The sequence below is a fragment of the Nonomuraea sp. CA-141351 genome (genome assembly GCF_050944675.1).
Lineage (GTDB): Bacteria > Actinomycetota > Actinomycetes > Streptosporangiales > Streptosporangiaceae > Nonomuraea.
Genome location: NZ_CP191982.1, coordinates 3,455,168 through 3,472,270, shown reverse-complemented (window position 1 = coordinate 3,472,270; position 17,103 = coordinate 3,455,168). Strand labels below are relative to the sequence as shown.

The following is a 17,103-nucleotide window of genomic DNA, read 5'->3' as shown; positions in this document are numbered from 1 at the left end:
GCGGGCCACCCGTCCGGCGGCCTCGATGACCATGCTGCCGTCCTGACGTAATCCCGTCGATTACCTGAGAGGTAGCGGAAGACCGTTCATGCGACCTCGCTGTCGAGGGCGAGCGCGGTGCCGAGGGCCCGGTATCGCCGGAGCCGCCTGGCGAGCAGCTCATGACGGTGGGCACGCACCATCGCGAGGAGTTCGCGCTCCAGCTCGCGTCCCACGCGCCGGCAGAACTCCCGCGGCTCCTCGGCCGCGTCCGGGCGTTCGGCGACGATCCGGTCGGCGATGCCGCCGGCGACCAGGTCGGCGGAGCGGACGCGCTGCGCGGCCGCCAGCTGCGGGGCGTGCTCGACGTCGCGGTGCACGATGGCGCTGGCGCCTTCGGGCGGCAGCGGGGACAGCCAGCCGTGCTGGGCGACGAGCACCCGGTCGCACGGGATGAGCGCGAGCGCGCCGCCGCCGCAGCCCTGCCCGAGGATCACCGACAGCGTGGGCGCTTCGAGGGTGACGAGTTCGGACAGGCATCGGGCGATCTCACCGGCCAGCCCGCCCTCCTCCGCCTCCGCGCTGAGGGCCGCGCCGGGGGTGTCGATGACGGTGACGAGCGGCAGGTCCAGCTCGCGGGCCAGCCGCAGGCCGCGCCGGGCCGCACGCAGAGCCCCGGGCCCGATCGGGCCCACGTCCGCCTGGCCGCGGCGGTCCTGCCCGAGCAGCACGCACGAGACGCCGCCGAAGCGGGCCAGCGCCAGGTACAGCCCCGGGTCCTTCTCCCCCGCCCCGGTCCCGCTCAGCGGCAGGACGTCCGAGGCGGCGTAGCGGAGCAGCTGCCTGACTCCGGGGCGGTCGGCCCGCCTGGAGCGAGTGATCGACTCCCAGGCGGGTACGTCCGCCAGCCGCCCCTCCGGCGGTTCCGCGGATGGTGCCGCCCCCGCGGGCGGGCTCAGCATGATGCGCAGCGCCCGGTCGGCGATGCCGGCCAGCTCCTCCGGCGGCAGCACGGCGTCGACCAGGCCGTGCCGGTACAGGTTCTCGGCGACCTGGACGCCCTCGGGGAACGCCTCCCCGTACAGGGCCTCGTAGACGCGCGGCCCGAGAAAGCCGATCATCGCGCCGGGCTCGGCGGCCGTGACGTGGCCGAGCGAACCCCACGAGGCGAGCACGCCGCCGAACGTCGGGTTGCGCAGGTAGACCAGGTACGGCAGGCCGACGGACTTGTGCTGCGCGACCGCGGCGGAGATCTTCACCATCTGCAGGAACGCCACGGTGCCCTCCTGCATCCTCGTGCCGCCCGAGGCGGGCGCGGCGAGCAGCGGCAGCCGTTCCCTGGTCGCTCGCTCCACGGCCGTCACCATGCGTTCGGCGGCGGCGACCCCGATGGATCCGGCGAGAAAGCCGAACTCGCAGGCGACGACGGCCACCCGGCGGCCGCGCAGCAGCCCCTCCCCCGTGATGACCGCCTCGTCCAGGCCCGTGCGCTGCCTGGCCGCGGCCACGTCGGGGTCTCTCGTGGGGCCGAGCGGCTCGTCCCAGCTGCGGAAGGAGCCGTCGTCGAGCACGAGCCGGACGAGTTCGAGCGCCGTCAGCCGGCCAGCCACGAGCGGATCTCCTCTTCGTCGGCGTTCAGCACGGGAGGCGCGGCATGATCGGCCCGGGTGGTCTCGACCTCGCCGTCCGGCCCTGTCGGGTCGAAGAACCGCAGCGGCGGCCCGGGCAGCGTGATCTCGCCGATGCTCGCGTGCTCGACGTCGATGAGCAGGCCCTGCGAACGGGTCTGCGGCCAGTCGTACACCTCGTCCAGGGTGCGTACCCGGCCGGCGGGCACGCCGGTGGCGGCGAGCCGCTCCAGCAGTTCGTCCGGGCCGAAGGGGGCGAAGACGGCTTCGATCCGCTCCACCAGCCGGCTGCCGGCCGCCACCCGTTCCGCGTTCGTGGCCAGGCCCGGCTCCTGCGGGTCCAGGCCGAACTCCGCGCAGAACCGCTGCCACAGTCCTTCGCTCCCGACCGCGATCTGCACCTGGCCGCCACCCCCGCAGCGGAACAGCCCGTACGGGGCGATGGAGGGGTGATGGTTGCCCTGCGCTCGCCCGACCTCGCCGGCCACGGTCCAGCGCGTGCCCTGGAAGGCGTGCACGCCGACGATCGAGGCCAGCAGCGAGGTCCGCACCACCTGCCCGCGCCCGGTCCGCTCGCGCTCGAGCAGCGCCGACACCACGCCGTAGGCGCCGTACATGCCGGCCAGCAGGTCGCCGATCGGCACGCCGACCCGCTGTGGGTCATCCGGTCCCGGCCCGGTGAGCGACATCAGCCCGGCCTCGCCCTGGGCGATCTGGTCGTAGCCGGCCCGTCCCGCCTCGGGACCGTCGTGGCCGAAACCGGTGATGGACAGCACCACCAGCCGCGGGTTGAGCTCGAGCAGGCGGGCGGTGGTGAAGCCCAGCCGGTCGAGCACGCCGGCGCGGAAGTTCTCCAGCAGCACGTCCGCCCTGCGGATCAGGGCTTCGAGGGTTGCCTGGCCGTCGTCACTCTTCAGGTCCAGGGCGATCGACTGCTTGTTGCGGTTGCACGACAGGAAGTAGGTGGACTCGGACCCGGCGAAAGGCGGCCCCCAGCCACGGGTGTCATCGCCGGTCCCGGGCTGCTCCACCTTGATCACGCGTGCTCCCATGTCGCCGAGCATCATCGCGGCGTGCGGCCCGGCGAGCGCCCTGGTCAGGTCGACGACGACGTAACCCGCCAGCGGCCCGCTCATGACAGGCTCCCCGGCACGACGAGGACGGTCCAGCACAGCACCGGCGCGACGACCATGATGGTCATGCCCCAGGTCATCAGGCGTTTGAAGACGTTGTCGCGGTCGGCGACGTCGGCGTTCGCGACGACCAGGGCGCCGTTGGTCGAGAACGGGCTGCAGTCGACCACCGAGGCGGAGATCGCCAGCGCCGTGACCAGGCCGACGGCGCCGACCTGTCCGGTCTGCAGGAACGGCACCGCGAGCGGGATGAGCGCCCCGAGGATGCCGGTCGTCGAGGCGAAGGCGGAGACCACGGCACCGATCAGGCAGATCAGGAACGCGGCGAGCAGCGGGGTGCCGACGTGGGCGACCCCGTCGCCGAGCCACTTCACCGTGCCCTGGTCCTCGAGCAGCGAGACGTAGGTGACGATGCCGCCGACCAGGAGCACCGTACCCCAGCTGATCTTGTCGACCGTGCCGCGGGCGGCGGAGGGGAAGATCAGCGTGAGCACGACCGCCACCGCCAGCGCCAGGAAGCCGATGTCGAGGTCGAAGACGAGCGCGCCCACGGCGAGCACGGCCAGGCCGGCCAGCGTGAGCGAGCGCTGCGCGTCGAGGCGGGGCAGGGCGTCGTCGGCGGGCTCTCGTTCGCCGTCCCCCGCGGACGCGCCCGCCCGCGCGAGAGTCATCGCGAGCACCTTCGGGGACTCGCGGTCGCGCTGCAGCAGCTTCGCGCCGCCCAGAGTGAGGAAGCCGATCAGGCTGATCAGGGCGCACGCGCCTATCGCGCTGAAGAACAGCACGGCCGGGTTGCCCGGCAGGTGGCTCTTGTCCACCACGCCGTTGGTGATCGCGCCGAAGATGCCGATCGGCGAGAAGCTCCCGCCTGTGGCGCCCTGAACCACCATCAGGCCCATCATCACCGGGTTGATCCGGTACCGGGCCGCGAAGCCCATCGCCACCGGCGCCACGATCGCCACCGCGGCCGGGCTGGCCGCGCCGATCGCCGTGATCGCGGCACACACCACGAACATCACCCACGGCATCAGCGCGACGCGGCCGCGCACCGCGATCACCGCGCGGTGCACGATCCAGTCCACCGTGCCGTTGTTCTTGGCCAGCGCGAACAGGTACGTGACGCCGACCAGGATGACGAACAGGTTCGCCGGGAACCCGCCGAGCACGTCGGTCACCTTCACGCCGAACACGGCGGTGCCCACCACGAACGCGGCCACGAGTGCGAGCGCACCCATGTTGATGGACCGGACCGTGGCTATCAGGAAGACCAACACCAACACGATCAACGCTATGACTTCCGCCGACATCGGCGACTCCTCGGGTCAGGCGACTGTCCGGTTACGGGGGCATTTCCGGATTGGCCTAGCCTCTGCTCCACTTCGTCGGATGTCAATAGACTGTCGCCGTGACCAAGAAGCGCCCCCAGAGCTCCGCGGCGCCCGAGCGGCTGGAGCGTCCCCGCCTGTACGTGCAGCTGGCCGACCACATCGCGGGCTTCATTGAGGCTCAGGGGCTGTCCCCCGGCGACCGTCTGCCGCCCGAGCGCCGCCTGGCCGCGGAGCTCGGCGTCAGCCGGGCCACGCTGAGCCGCGCTCTGGTGGCGCTCGAGGTCCAGGGCAAGGTCGAGGTCCAGCACGGCAACGGGGCCGTGGTGCTCGCGCCGACCATGCGGGACGCGCGACCGGACCTGCCGTTATTCCTGGCAGAGCGGGACCAGGGAGAGATCGCGCGAGCCAGGGAGGCCGTCATGTCCGGGCTGGCGCGCAGCGCGGCGGCTCATCCCGACCGCAGCCTCCGGCTGGCCCTGCTCGACGCGGACGGCCGCCCGATCCGCTTCTCCGACACCTGGCCGTGCGTGCGCAGGCTCGCGGGCGAGAGCCTGCTCGCCGACCTCGACGATCTGCTGTCCGAGGCCGCGCCGCTGGACGACGCCCAGATCTCGGCCGACCGCCTCACAGCTCTCGCCCGGGCCGTCGTGGTCGGCGACGCCGACGCCGCCGCGACCGCCTGCGCCCACTTGCTTCAGCTTTGAGTCCATGAAGAACGCGGGCCGCCCGCCGCCCCGGTGACCGCGCGGTGGCCGGCGAGCCGGTTCCTGCGCCCGCGTCCCAAGACCGCCCCACACCGCCTCGCAGCAGTCGGTGGGGCTTGCGCGCGGCCCCCGCGAGCGGCGCAGATGGCCCGGTAAACCGCTTGGCCTGGGGCATTTCCGGCCGCGATCATCGAAGGATGTCACCGAGTTCGCCGGACCGGGCGCGCGAGCTGTGGGCGAGCCTGGCCCGTGCCCCCGACACGTTCCCCACGAGCGGGGAGGTGAGCGTCGTGGTCTCGCCCGGGTCCTGGTTGTGCCCGCCGGGCTGGACGGGCGTCATCGCGCTGGAGGGCGCGATCCTGGCCACCGTGCCCGACGCCGGCCTGGTCGAGCCGCTGCGGAACGCGCTGCTGCACCTCGGCGGCATCGATCTCGCCCGGCTCCCTGAGCTTCTCCCGGTCCTGGACGTCCTGGGGCCGGCGACGCTGGCATACCTCGACGCCGGAGACTTCATCCAGGCCGACGCCCCGGTCGAAAGCCTCCCGGCGGGTCATCCCGCGGTGCGGGCACTGGTGGCTTCGGTGGCCAAGGACGACGCGGAGGAGAGCGGTCTGGAGGAGATCGCCTCGCCGGCCTTCGTCGTCCGCGAAGGCCCGGATGTGATCGCCGCCGCCGGCTATCGGCCCTGGCTGGACATGGCGGCGCATCTGTCCGTCCTGACCGCTCCGCGATACCGCGGCCGGGGTCTGGCGCGCCTGGCGGCTTCCGCGGCCGTCGCCGACGCCCTGGCCATCGGCCTCCTGCCGCAGTGGAGGGCACGTCCTGAGCCGTCGCGGCGAGTGGCCCGGGCACTCGGTTTCCGGGAGTACGGCTCGCAGATCAGCGTCCGGCTCGGCCGGGACCGGCCCGACGCGGTCTGAGCGCGTCCGGTCAGCGCGCGTCTCCGGGGACGATCAGGCCGCTCTCGTACGCGGCGATGCCCGGTGGTCCAGGCGAGGCCGGGCCCGCGGCTGCCGTCGAGGCCGTCGAGGATGCGGATCACGCCGTAGCCGAACACGAGGACGGGCGCGGCGATGAATGCGAAGCGAGAGTTCATGGCGGAAATCCTCCGGCTCGCCAGGGGTGGCGGACATCGCCGGTATGGGCGATTCCGGCACTCACTCCTGAGAGTGAGTACGAATCGGTCTTATGACCTAGAATCCGACGAATGTCCCCCGCCCCCGCCCGGCTGGCCTGGCTGGACGCCCTGCGGGGGCCGGCCGCGCTGGCCGTCACCATGCACCACGCCGGCTGGACCTTCATTCCGGCCGTCTGGGCGGAAGTGGACCGCCGGATCGACCTCGGCACGTGGGGCGTCTTCGTGTTCTTCCTGGTCAGCGGGTACATCATCCCCGCCTCCCTGGAACGGCGCGGCGACCTGCGCGCCTTCTGGACCGGCCGGGCCTTCCGCCTCCTCCCGCTGCTGCTCGCCGCCTGCGGCCTCGCGCTCGTCCTCGCTCTCGCGGGCGTGTTCCCTCTGGAGCCGACGCTCGGCGAGCGCCCCCTGCCCGTGGTCGCGCTCGGCAACGTGACGATGCTGCAGGAGCTGGTCAACCTGCCCGCCGTCATCAACGTGACGTGGACGCTCTCGTACGAGATGGCGTTCTACCTGATGAGCGTCGCGCTGTTCGCGACGCGGCAGGCACACAGGTCGGCGGGGATCGCCATCGCGCTGGCGCTGCCGGCCGTGCCCCTGGGCCTGCTGATGCCGGGGGCGACGATCGGCGGCCGGGCCGACCTGGCCGCCGTCCTGATCTGCCTCGCGGTCGTCGCGGCCATCGCGGTCACCGTGCTGGGGCACGACAGGACGCGTACGATCGCCGCGGCCGCGGGCGGTCTCCTCGGGCTGGCGCTGGTGGTCCTGGGCAGCCGGGCCGGCACCTGGCAGGGTGTGATCATCCTGGCCACGATGTTCGCGGGAACGGCGGTGTACCGGGCCGAGCAGGGAACGATCTCCTGGCGCACGGCCGCGCTCGCGGTGGCGGTGGTGCTGGGGTGCGGGATCCCCGCCAAGGACGATCCCGCCTGGGCGACGGCGATCGTGCTGGCGTACGGCGCCTTCGCGCTGGCGTTCGCGCTGCGCCGGCGGGCTTTCCCGGGCCGGCTGACGCGGCTCGGCGTGATCAGCTTCTCCCTCTACCTGCTGCACCCGATCCTGCTGCACGTGATCCCGCACCTGGCGCTGTACTACCTGGCCCTGATCCCGCTCAGCCTCCTCACCTACCACCTGATCGAGGCCCCGGCCCAGCGCCTCGGCAAGCGCCTGATCCTCCGCACCTCCGAGCACCGATGACGCCGCCTCACCTGCGGATCTTCGGCACCGCCTGATCGCGGCGGGCCGCCTCCAGCTTGACCCGCTTCCTCAGCTCCTTCCCCTGCCGCATGAACGACCGGGCGCGCTCCCGGTTGCCGCCGGACAGGCTCCAGTCGTTGAGCGCCCGCTCCACCTCGACCTCCAGCCGGTCGCCCGCCCCGCTCCCCCATCCCACCAGCACGACGTGCTCGTGCCCCTCGGTCTCCGAGTACGTGTGGAACGTCAGGCACACCGGCCCCGCCACGGCCGTCACCCCGGCGGGCAGCCGCAGGTCGAAGCCGTGTTCGGTGCGGACGGCCGACCGGGCGCGCACCGGCAGCGGAAGCCCGTCGGCCACCATCGACACGACCGGGGCGCCGAGGCGCAGCGCCCGATCGGCGTAGGGCCGCCAGTCCGCCGGCGGGGTCGATCGGCTCGGCAGCCGCGGCCCCGACGGCGCCAGGTCGGACCTGGGGAACGTAGTCTCGCCCGGGCAGGTCCAGGTGCGGGGCGCGCGGGAAAGGTCGCCCTCCGGCCACCAGGTGACGCGCTCAGGGGTCACCTCGACGTAGATGCGGGCGAAGTACCACGTGAGCCGCTTGATCAGGAACCAGGGCAGGCCGGCGAACGCGGCCGGTTGCTTGGCCATCGACTCGCGTACGTACCGGTCGGTGTTGCCCTGCAGGTCGGCGTCGCGCACGGCGGCCCGGCCCTGGACGAGCACCACGGGCGGCCGGTCGAGGCCGCTGTCCGTGGGGTCGGAGTACAGCAGCGCCACGCGCGGGTCCCGGCGGGCGCGCTCGGCCTTGTCGGGGTAGGACAGGCCGGTCGTGACGTCGAGCGTCCCGTCGCGGCCGGCGTAGGGCGTGACCGGCCAGGTGACCGGGCGGCCGTCGCGGGTCAGCGAGGCGTACTCGCACACGAGCGAGCGTTCCAGCACCTGCCGGACCTCCGCGGGCACGGCGACGAGCGTCGGTGAACGTCCTTCTGTGATCATCGGGTTTCTCCCTTCCAGCCTCCGGGAGACAGCGTGCGGCACGCTCCTTCTCAACGGCTTGGGAAGCGCTTGGCAGGCTCTTGGACCCCAGCCCAGGAGCGCCCTGTTGGTGTGGCTATGAGATGCAATGGGTACGTTTCCAACCACTGTCAGTGATTGACCTGCTACGTACTGCCGTCATAGGCGCGGCCTCCGAAAGAGGGCGGATCCAGATGAGAGTCGTCGTTGATCTGACCCGCTGCGAAGGGTACGGGCAGTGCGCCTTCCTCGCGCCGAACGTCTTCACGATGCACCACTCCGAAGCCCTGATGTACGAGCTCCATCCGGACGACGCCGAGCGTGAGCGGGTCCTGCGGGCCGCGGCGGCCTGCCCGGTCCAGGCCCTGGTGGTCGACCAGATGTATTCGCTGGGCAGGCCGGCGAAGGCCGTCCCGGCAACGGCAGGAGACGGGAAGAGACGCGCGCGGGTCGATCGCATCGTCATCGTCGGCGCCTCGCTGGCGGGCCTGCGGGCAGCGGCGACGCTCCGCAGGGAGGGCTACGCGGGATCGCTGACCCTGATCAGCGCGGAGCCGTACGAGCCGTACGACCGGCCGCCGCTGTCCAAACAGGTCCTGACCGGGCAGGTGGCCGCCGAAGACACCGCGCTGCCCCGGCGTATCGAGGTCGAGGCCGAATGGCTGCTGGGGCAGAGCGCGACCGGACTCGACCTGGCCGCCCAGCAGGTGCTCCTCGCAGACGGCCGGAAGGTCGACTTCGACCGCCTGCTGATCGCGACGGGGGCGCGGGCCCGGCCCTGGCCGAACGAGGCGGAGGCGGCCCTGGACGGGGTGTTCGTCCTGCGTACCAATGACGACGCGGCCCGGCTGCGGCGGCGGCTGGCCGAGCGCCCCGGGCGGGTGCTGGTCATCGGCGCCGGCTTCACCGGATCGGAGGTCGCGTCCGTCTGCCGTGAGCTGGGCCTGGACGTCACCGTCGCCGAGCGCGGCCCGGCGCCGCTGGCGAGCGCGCTGGGCAGGACGATCGGTGCGATCGCGGCGGACCTGCAGCGGGATCACGGCGTGGACCTGCGCTGCGGTGTCACCGTCACGGCACTCGAGGGAGACGGGGACGGGCGTCTGCGCCGGGCACGGCTGTCCGACGGCACCACGCTCGACGTCGAGGTGGCGGTGGCCGCGCTGGGCGCGGAGCGCAATGTCGAATGGCTGGAGGACTCCGGCCTGGCCGCCGGGGTGTGGGGTGTCGCATGTGACGCGGGCTGCCGCGCCTTCGACGTCAACGGCCTGGTCACCGAGAACATCTTCGTCGCCGGCGACGTGGCGCGCTTCCCGCACCCGGTGTACGAGTACCAGTTCCTGGCGCTCGAGCACTGGGGCAACGCGGTCACCCAGGCCCAGGTCGCGGCGCACAACATGATCAGCGCGGAGAGCGCCCGCTGGCCGCACCTGTCCCTGCCGGTCTTCTGGTCCGCCCAGTTCGGCGTCAACATCAAGTCCGTCGGGGTGCCCACGTTCGCGGACGAGGTCGTCATCGCCCAGGGCTCGGTCGCCGAGCGCCGGTTCGTCGCCGTCTACGGTCATCAGGGCCGCATCACGGCCGCGGTCGCCTTCGACCAGGCGATGTGGCTCGACTTCTACCAGGCGCAGATCGAGCAGGCCGCCCCGTTCCCGCCCGGCCCCGGCATGGTCGGCGCGCCCGCCCACACGCAGGTGATGCCGGCGGACGTGCCGGAGCGGATGTCCCCCGCCCACGGCGCGACCGTGGTGGTGACCGGCCACAACCCAGACGAGCGTCGCGTGACCTTGGTACGGCGACGCTGACGACACCGCAGACCGTCCGGAGGGGGCCGTCGCCATGACGGAAGCAACCATTTACCAACAGATCCTCGACTACTCCAACCGCGCCGATCCGTACCCGCTGTACGCGGAGCTCCGCAGGACGCCGGTGGCGCGGCAGGAGGACGGCGTGTACGTGGTCAGCGGCTACCGGGAGATCGTGGCGCTGCTGCACGACCCGCGTGTCAGCTCGGACCCGCGCAACATTCCGGAGATCGCCGCCGCCGACGCCGCGGCCGAGGAGACTCCGGAGTTCCCGGCCTCCTTCATCAGGCTCGATCCACCGGACCACGACAGGCTCCGCGCCATGGTGATGCGGCATTTCGGCCCGCCCTGCTCCCCCGGCCGGGTGGACGGCATGACCAACCGCATCATGGAGATCATCACTGGCCTGATCGATGACTTCGCCGGGAAGTCCCAGGTCGACATCGTCGAGGACTTCGCCTATCCGATGCCGGTCACGGTGATCTGCGAGCTGCTCGGGGTTCCCCGCGAAGACGAGCCCCTCTTCCACCAGTGGTCTCAGGCCATCATCGAGACCACCGATCCGACGACCGGCTCCATCGTCGAGCGGGACCGCCGGAGCACTCAGATCAGGGCCGAACTGGCCGAGTACCTGAAGGGACTGCTGGACGTCCACCGGCAGCAGCCGGGCGACGACCTGGTCTCCGCCCTCGTCACCGATCCGGCCGTCGACATGTCGCAGGACGAACTCCTGACGACCGCCGTGACGCTGCTCGTCGCCGGTCACGAGACCACCGTCAACCTCATCACCAACGGGGTGCTCACCCTCCTCCGCCACCCCGACGTGCTGGAACGGCTGCGCCACGAACCCGACCTGATCATCGGCACGGTCGAGGAGCTGCTGCGCTACGAACCACCGGTGCAGCTGATCGGCCTCCGGCGGTCCGCCCTCGCCGACATCGACATCGCCGGCACGACCATCCCCAAAGGCTCGGTCATCAGCCTGGCGCTCGCCGCCGGCAGCCGCGACGCCGCCCGTTTCCGCGACCCCGACCGCTTCGACCCCGACCGGCAGGACAACCAGCACCTCGGGTTCGGCAGCGGCATCCACTACTGCTTCGGCGCTCCACTCGCCCGCCTGGAGACTCAGCTCGCGCTGCGCGAAATCGCCCGCCGGCTCGTCAACCCACGCCTCGTCAGCGATCCGCCCCCGTACCGGCCGAACCCTGGACTACGCGGGCCGCGCCATCTCGCCGTCGAGTTCGACGACATCATCCCGGCATAACGGCGTCCCGCCGGGTCGACGGCCTGTTCTCCCCGCAATGGAAGCCATCCATGCGGCCTGCCTCAGTCACCTGACAGGAGGCGAGTAGATTTTTTACTTATGTCTGTCATTTTACACTTTTCGGCATCTAAACTCTGTGGATGCGTTATGTCCCTTTTGCCCTGATTGTCGCTGCGTCGATCGCATGCACCGCGACGCCCGCAGCGGCCATCACGAACGGCTCCGCCGACGGTGACACGCACCCCGAAGTAGGGGCCCTCGTCGACGGGAAGCAGTATGAAGACGGCACGTGGACTTACTGCACCGGCACGCTCATCTCGCCGACCGTCTTCCTGACCGCCGCCCACTGCGGGGAGGGCAAGACGAAGACGGCCCAGGTCACCTTCGCCAGCCACTACAAGCCGGGATCCCCGGTCTACACCGGCCGCTACATACCGGACCCGCGCTACACCAATAAGTCCAGCAACCACGACATGGCCGTCGTGGTGTTCAAGACACCCATCCCGGGCATCAAGCCCGCCCAGCTGCCGACCGCAGGGCTACTCGACCAGCTCAAGGCCGACGAATCCCTGGAGTCCGCACGCTTCACCCCAGTCGGATACGGCTCGCTGGACCCGGTGAAGAAGGGACACCACCAGCAGTTCAAGTACACCGACACGCGCCGCCAGTCCTCCATTTCCTTCAAGGATCTGTCGCGCAGGTGGCTCGACCTGTCCTTGTCCTCCTGGAGCGACGGCAGCACCTGCTTCGGCGACTCGGGCGGCCCGAACTTCCTGGGAGGGGCCGACTCGCACCTCCTCGTGGCCACCACCATCAGCGGGGCCGACGACGCCTGCAAGAAGACCAACTACGACTACCGCCTGGACAGCGCCACGGCCCGGCACTTCCTCGGCAAGTACGTCACCCTTCCCTGACCCGCCCGCGCGCCCGGCGCTCACCCCGTCTGCACGGGTGAACCAGGCGATTCCGCACTGTCCGGGCTCGCGCCTACGGCGGGATCCGGCGCCGCGACAGGCTCGGTCCTGGGTTGCGGCGCCTGATCGATGAGCGTCTGGATCGCCGTCCTGCGCCTCTCGATGCCCGCCCCGTCGATGCTGATCCGCCGCCTGCTCCGGCTCTTCTCATCGGCCACGGTCGGGAGCGTACTGATCCGGAGACCAAGGGCGGGTCACGAGCACGCCCGCTTTCGATCCGGCACCGCCGGGCTTACTCGATGACCAGGTTGACCGGGATGTTGCCCCGGGTGGCGTTGGAGTACGGGCACACCTGGTGGGTGGCCTCGACGAGCTCGCGGGCCGCCTCCGGCGAGATGCTGTCGGGCAGCTCCACCCGCAGCGTGGCGTCGAGCTGGAATCCGCCCTTGCCGTTGGGCGAGAGGCCGATCTCGGCCGTGACCGCCGCGTCCGAGACGTCGAGACTCTTGCTCGAGGCCACCAGCCGCATCGCCGAGGCGAAGCAGGCGGCGTAACCGGCGGCGAAGAGCTGCTCGGGGTTGGTGCCCTCACCGTCGCCGCCGAGCTCCTTCTGCATGGCCAGCTTGACGTCCAGCCTGCCGTCCGAGGAGACCGCGCGGCTGTCACGTCCGGCCGAGGTCGCGATGGCGGTGTAGATGCTCATGTCCGTTGCCCCTCTGATATAGACAGACCTGTCTGTCTGCCAACAAGCATCAGAATAGACAGGTCTGTCTGGTACCGTCAACTCGTGAGCGCAGAAACGCTGGAAGGCCGTCGCCCGACCCCGGCGCGCACCCGGGTCCTCGAGACCGCCACGCGCCTGTTCTACGCGGAGGGCGTCCACACGGTCGGGATCGACCGGATCATCGCCGAGGCGGGCGTCGCCAAGGCGACCTTCTACCACCACTTCCCGAGCAAGGACGACCTCGTGCGTGCCTACGTGGCCGAGCAGAGCTCGCTACAGCGCGCCCTGGTCGCCACGATGCCCGCCGGCTCGCCGCGCGAGAGGCTCCAGGCCGTCTTCGCCTACATGTGCGATTTCGGCGCCGGCCCCGGCTATCGCGGCTGTCCTTTCGTCAACACGGCGGCCGAATATCCCGATCCGGCCCATCCCGTCCGGCAGGCCATCGCCGAGCACCGCCGCTGGAACCGCGACCTGTACCGCGACCTGCTGGCGGCCGACGGCCACCCCGACGCGGAGCGGACCGCCGACATCCTCCTGCTGCTGCGGGACGGGCTCGTGGTCGGCTTCGACCTCGACGATCCGGACACGGTCCGCGCCGCCGTCCACGAAGCCCTCACCAGGGTGCTCGGATGAGCCGTGCCCAGTCGAATGTGCTCAGTCGGATGTGCTCAGTCGAAGGTCTCGTGCACGGTCTCCGGGACGTCGTCGTCCAGCTCGATACGCACCCGATCGATCGTGCCCGTGAAGGGGAAACCGCGCGGGTAGTCCCAGCTCACCGGTGACAGCGCGTCGCGGCCCAGCACCAGGCCCTGCCAGCCGATCATGTACCGGGCGGTCGTGAGCGGCACCTTCCCGCCGGCGGGGCGGCCGTCGACGGCCGGCGCGGCGACGCCCTGGCAGGGGCCGGTCCTGGTGAAGATCACCGACAGGACGTGATCGCCCGGCGGCAGGGCGGCGTCGCCGCGCACGCGATATCTGGTGCCCTGATGGTTGTACTCGTAGTGGAGCCGGCCATCGGCGACGTACATGACGTGGCCGCCGTTCACGTCGCCCTGCGAGATCAGCACGCCCTCGTCGCCCTCACGCAGCCTCACGTGGGCGTCTATGCGGTACGAGCGATCGTAGATCAGCGGGGTGACCCCACCGGGAATGCGGCTCATCTCCGGGTAGAGCACGAAACTCCGCCGCCTCCTGGGTGAGGCCGCGCTGTGGTACATCGCGGCCCGCTCGGCGAAGTTGCGGTCGTCCAGCGGGAAGACGTCGTACCGCTCGGCCTCGGACCACCAGCGGCCGATCAGCTCGTGCAGCACGTCGGGGCGCTCGGCCGCCAGGTCGTGGCACTCGGAGAAGTCGTCGTCCAGGTGGTACAGCTCCCAGCGGTCGTCGTCGTAGGAGGTGCCGCGCTCGTGGTAGGCCACGGCCTTCCAGCCCTCGTGCCAGATCGCGCGGTGCCCGTACATCTCGAAGTACTGGGTGGTGCGGCGGGTCCGTGCCGCGTCGTCCCCGAACGTGTAACGCATGGACGTGCCGTGCACGGGCAGCTGCGCGAGCCCCCGGTAGGTCTGCGGCATCTCGGCCCCGACGATGTCCAGGATCGTCGGCGTCACGTCGATGACGTGGTGGAACTGCGTCCGCACACCGCCGTCTGGCACTTGACCGGGCCAGGAGACGATGAGCGGCGCCCGGACGCCGCCCGCGTGCGTGTTCTGCTTGTACCGCTTGAGCGGGGTGTTGCCCGCCTGCGCCCAGCCCCAGGGATAGTTGCCGTGGCAGCGGGGACCGCCGATCTCGTCGAGCCTGGCGTAGTTGTCGGCGTGGGAGACCACGTCGCCGTTCTCGTAGGCGATCGAGTTGGTGTTGCCGAGCGCGCCGCCCTCCTGGCTCGCGCCGTTGTCCGACATCAGCACGATCAGGGTGTTCTCGCGGGTGCCGATGCGTTCCAGGTGCGCGAGGAGCCGGGCGAGGTGGGCGTCGGTGTGCTCCAGCATCGCGGCGAACGCCTCCTGCAGCCGGGCGGCGACCGCGCGCTCCTCCCCGGGGAGCTCGGCCCAGGGGCGCACGCCGTCGTTGCGGGGGGCCAGCGCCGTGCCGGGCGGGATGATCCCGAGCGCGATCTGCCTGGCGTGGCGGCGCTCCCTGATCACGTCCCAGCCCTCGTCGTAGCGGCCGCGGTAGCGCCGCAGGTACTCCTCGGGCGCCTGGTGTGGCGCGTGCCCCGCCCCCATGGCCAGGTAGAGGAAGTACGGCTTGCCGGGTCCGACCGACTTGTGGTCGGAGATGGAGGCGATGGCCCGGTCGATGAGGTCCTCGGTCAGGTGGTAGCCCTCCTCCGGCGTCTTCGGCGGCTCCACCCGGTGGTTGTCCTGGACCAGCTCGGGATGGTACTGGTCGCTGATGCCCTCCAGGAAGCCGTAGTAGCGGTCGAAGCCCCTGCCCAGCGGCCACTGGTCGTAGGGGCCGATCGCGCTGGTCTGGTCCATGGGTGCCAGGTGCCACTTGCCGAGCGCGTAGGTGTTGTAGCCGGTGTCGCGCAGTACCTCGGCGATCGTGGCCGCGCGGTGGGTCACGGTGCCGCGCTTGCCGGGGAACCCGCTGTCGGCGTTGGACAGCAAGGACATGCCGACGGCGTGGTGGTTGCGGCCGGTGAGGAGCGAGGCGCGGGTGGGCGAGCACAGCGGCGTGACGTGGAAGTTGGTGTAGCGCAGCCCGCCGGCGGCCAGCGCGTCCATCGCGGGGGTGGCGATCTCCGACCCGTAGCAGCCGAGGCTGCCGAACCCGACGTCGTCGAGGACGACCACGATCACGTCCGGCGCGCCTTCGCGGGGCCTGGGCGGCTCAGGCCACCATGGTGTGGAGTCCTGATAGGTACGTCCTACGTGTCCAGTGGTCATGCGTGGCTCCTCTCCTCGAGCTGGCGCAGGGTCAGGCCGCGGGTCTCGGGAGCCAGCCGGTGGGTCACCACCACGTTCAGCACCGCCAGGCCCGAGATCACCAGGAAGGACACGGCGCCGAGCGCCTCGAACATGCTGGGCAGCGCCAGCGTGCCGATCACGCTGCCCGTCTTGCCGACCATGTTGACGATGCCGACGGCACGGCCCCGCACGGCGGCGGGGAACAGCTCGGGCGCCCAGGAGTAGAACGCCAGCGAGGTCCCGCCGTTGATCACGGCGATGGTGACGGCGAAGGCCACCAGGACCAGCCAAGAGGTGCCGAATCCGGCCCAGATGAGGAACGTGCACACGGCCGCGACGGCCGTGCCGGTGAGCGCGATGAAGCGGCGGCCGATCGACTCGATCACCCACAGGCAGACGATGAGGCCCAGGATCACGGCGAGCGCCGTCGTGGACGCCGTGAACAGCAGCGAGGTGAACGTGCTCGGTGTGACGATGCGTTTGATCAGGCTCGGCTGGTACAGCAGGATCGCCGAGCCGTACAGGTTGTTGCATCCCCAGTACACGCACAACATGACCAGCATGAGCGCCAGCGGCCTGCGGAACAGCAGGCGCAGCGGGGCCGGCTGCCGGTTGCCCGGGACGGCCGGGACCGCGTCGAGGGCGCCGGCCTCTCCGGAGGTGGCGTAGCGCCAGGCGGCGACGGCCTCCTCGTCGCGGCCGTGGGCCCGCAGCCAGTACGGCGACTCGGGCGTGCGGCGGCGCAGGAACAGCAGCACGACCGCCGCGAGCGCCCCGGTCGCCATCACCCATCGCCAGTGCTCCACGCCCGAAGCCGTGAAGACCAGCAGCGTCACCGCGATGGCGGTCAGCGCGCCCAGCATCCAGGCCACCCCGCCCAGACCCGTGAACGTACCGCGTCTCCTGGACGGGATGAACTCCGCGATCAGGGCGGCCGAGGCCGGCATGTCCGCGCCGATCGCGAAGCCGACGAAGAAGCGCAGCGCGATGAGCTGCCATACGTCCTGGACGAACAGGAATCCCAGCGAGGCCAGGACGAAGACGGCCATCGACGCGAAGAAGACCGGGCGGCGGCCGAAGCGGTCGGTCAGCGGGCCGGTCAGCAGGGAGCCGAGGGCCATGCCGACGAACGCGGACGCGCCCACCATGCCGATCACGCCGGGATCCGGGCGGAGCTCGGGCGTGATGCCGAGCAGGGCGCCGGACAGAACCAGCAGGTCGTAGCCGTCCACGTAGTACCCGCCGATGGCGGTCAGCGCGATCCTGCGCTGCCCTCTGGTCATGCGTCCTGCGTCGAACTCGACAGTCTCGCTCGTCATGCGGGCGAATCTATGCGGGACATAACCATTCGTCTATTGCCATAGTGCG

General features: G+C 71.1%; 15 protein-coding genes. 7 read left to right on the top strand and 8 right to left on the bottom strand.

Annotated features, from left to right (window positions below):
- Nucleotides 1–86 precede the first annotated feature (86 nt).
- The 3 genes from ACQPWU_RS16560 to ACQPWU_RS16550 are packed head-to-tail and all read right to left on the bottom strand — an operon-like array spanning nt 87 to nt 4,047.
- Entirely contained in the window at nt 87–1,589 is a 1,503-nt protein-coding gene (locus ACQPWU_RS16560; protein WP_433440890.1) for a carboxyl transferase domain-containing protein, read from the bottom strand.
- The gene (locus ACQPWU_RS16555; RefSeq protein WP_433440888.1) at nt 1,574–2,743 is read right to left on the bottom strand and encodes a CaiB/BaiF CoA transferase family protein; all 1,170 of its coding nucleotides are present in this window, start codon (nt 2,741–2,743) and stop codon (nt 1,574–1,576) included. The genes ACQPWU_RS16560 and ACQPWU_RS16555 overlap by 16 nt, the downstream gene beginning before the upstream one ends.
- The gene (locus ACQPWU_RS16550) at nt 2,740–4,047 is read right to left on the bottom strand and encodes an SLC13 family permease (RefSeq protein ID WP_433440886.1); all 1,308 of its coding nucleotides are present in this window, start codon (nt 4,045–4,047) and stop codon (nt 2,740–2,742) included. Before ACQPWU_RS16550 ends, ACQPWU_RS16555 begins: the two co-directional genes overlap by 4 nt.
- Before the next feature lie 98 nt (nt 4,048–4,145).
- Between ACQPWU_RS16550 and ACQPWU_RS16545 the strand changes: the two genes are divergently transcribed.
- The 3 genes from ACQPWU_RS16545 to ACQPWU_RS16535 all read left to right on the top strand — a co-directional run bounded on the left by ACQPWU_RS16545 (nt 4,146) and on the right by ACQPWU_RS16535 (nt 7,104).
- Nucleotides 4,146–4,772: a FadR/GntR family transcriptional regulator gene (locus ACQPWU_RS16545; protein WP_433440885.1), complete on the top strand. Its 627-nt coding sequence runs from the start codon at nt 4,146–4,148 to the stop codon at nt 4,770–4,772.
- Between the two features lie 197 nt (nt 4,773–4,969).
- Nucleotides 4,970–5,692, top strand: coding sequence for a GNAT family N-acetyltransferase (locus tag ACQPWU_RS16540; RefSeq protein ID WP_433440883.1), 723 nt, complete (start codon nt 4,970–4,972; stop codon nt 5,690–5,692).
- Between the two features lie 287 nt (nt 5,693–5,979).
- Nucleotides 5,980–7,104 carry an acyltransferase family protein gene (locus ACQPWU_RS16535; protein ID WP_433440881.1) on the top strand — a complete coding sequence of 375 codons (1,125 nt, stop codon included), beginning with the start codon at nt 5,980–5,982 and terminating at the stop codon, nt 7,102–7,104.
- A 7-nt stretch (nt 7,105–7,111) separates the two neighbouring features.
- Here ACQPWU_RS16535 and ACQPWU_RS16530 read toward each other — a convergent pair whose 3' ends face one another.
- Nucleotides 7,112–8,101 carry a pyridoxamine 5'-phosphate oxidase family protein gene (locus ACQPWU_RS16530; protein ID WP_433440879.1) on the bottom strand — a complete coding sequence of 330 codons (990 nt, stop codon included), beginning with the start codon at nt 8,099–8,101 and terminating at the stop codon, nt 7,112–7,114.
- Nucleotides 8,102–8,313: 212 nt separating this feature from the next.
- On the opposite strand from ACQPWU_RS16530, the gene ACQPWU_RS16525 reads away from it, so the two are divergent.
- The 3 genes from ACQPWU_RS16525 to ACQPWU_RS16515 all read left to right on the top strand — a co-directional run bounded on the left by ACQPWU_RS16525 (nt 8,314) and on the right by ACQPWU_RS16515 (nt 12,099).
- Entirely contained in the window at nt 8,314–9,921 is a 1,608-nt protein-coding gene (locus tag ACQPWU_RS16525; protein ID WP_433440877.1) for an FAD-dependent oxidoreductase, read from the top strand.
- Between the two features lie 34 nt (nt 9,922–9,955).
- Nucleotides 9,956–11,185, top strand: a complete 1,230-nt coding sequence (locus tag ACQPWU_RS16520) for a cytochrome P450 (RefSeq protein WP_433440875.1) — start codon at nt 9,956–9,958, stop codon at nt 11,183–11,185.
- A 140-nt stretch (nt 11,186–11,325) separates the two neighbouring features.
- On the top strand, nt 11,326–12,099 hold the full coding sequence (locus ACQPWU_RS16515; protein WP_433440873.1) for a S1 family peptidase: 774 nt from the start codon (nt 11,326–11,328) through the stop codon (nt 12,097–12,099).
- A gap of 20 nt (nt 12,100–12,119) precedes the next feature.
- Here the strand turns inward: ACQPWU_RS16515 and ACQPWU_RS16510 are convergent, their stop codons facing one another.
- Together ACQPWU_RS16510 and ACQPWU_RS16505 are read right to left on the bottom strand one after the other, a co-directional pair.
- Entirely contained in the window at nt 12,120–12,317 is a 198-nt protein-coding gene (locus ACQPWU_RS16510) for a hypothetical protein (RefSeq protein WP_433440871.1), read from the bottom strand.
- A gap of 74 nt (nt 12,318–12,391) precedes the next feature.
- Entirely contained in the window at nt 12,392–12,802 is a 411-nt protein-coding gene (locus ACQPWU_RS16505) for an organic hydroperoxide resistance protein (RefSeq protein WP_360704407.1), read from the bottom strand.
- Nucleotides 12,803–12,886: 84 nt separating this feature from the next.
- Here ACQPWU_RS16505 and ACQPWU_RS16500 point away from each other — a divergent pair, with 84 nt between their 5' ends.
- A complete protein-coding gene (locus ACQPWU_RS16500) occupies nt 12,887–13,456 on the top strand; it encodes a TetR/AcrR family transcriptional regulator (RefSeq protein ID WP_433440869.1) in 570 nt (189 codons plus the stop codon).
- 35 nt (nt 13,457–13,491) lie between these two features.
- Here the strand turns inward: ACQPWU_RS16500 and ACQPWU_RS16495 are convergent, their stop codons facing one another.
- Together ACQPWU_RS16495 and ACQPWU_RS16490 are read right to left on the bottom strand one after the other, a co-directional pair.
- A complete protein-coding gene (locus ACQPWU_RS16495) occupies nt 13,492–15,714 on the bottom strand; it encodes an arylsulfatase (RefSeq protein ID WP_433440867.1) in 2,223 nt (740 codons plus the stop codon).
- The gene (locus ACQPWU_RS16490) at nt 15,711–17,054 is read right to left on the bottom strand and encodes an MFS transporter (protein WP_433440865.1); all 1,344 of its coding nucleotides are present in this window, start codon (nt 17,052–17,054) and stop codon (nt 15,711–15,713) included. The genes ACQPWU_RS16495 and ACQPWU_RS16490 overlap by 4 nt, the downstream gene beginning before the upstream one ends.
- Between the last annotated feature and the right edge of the window lie 49 nt (nt 17,055–17,103).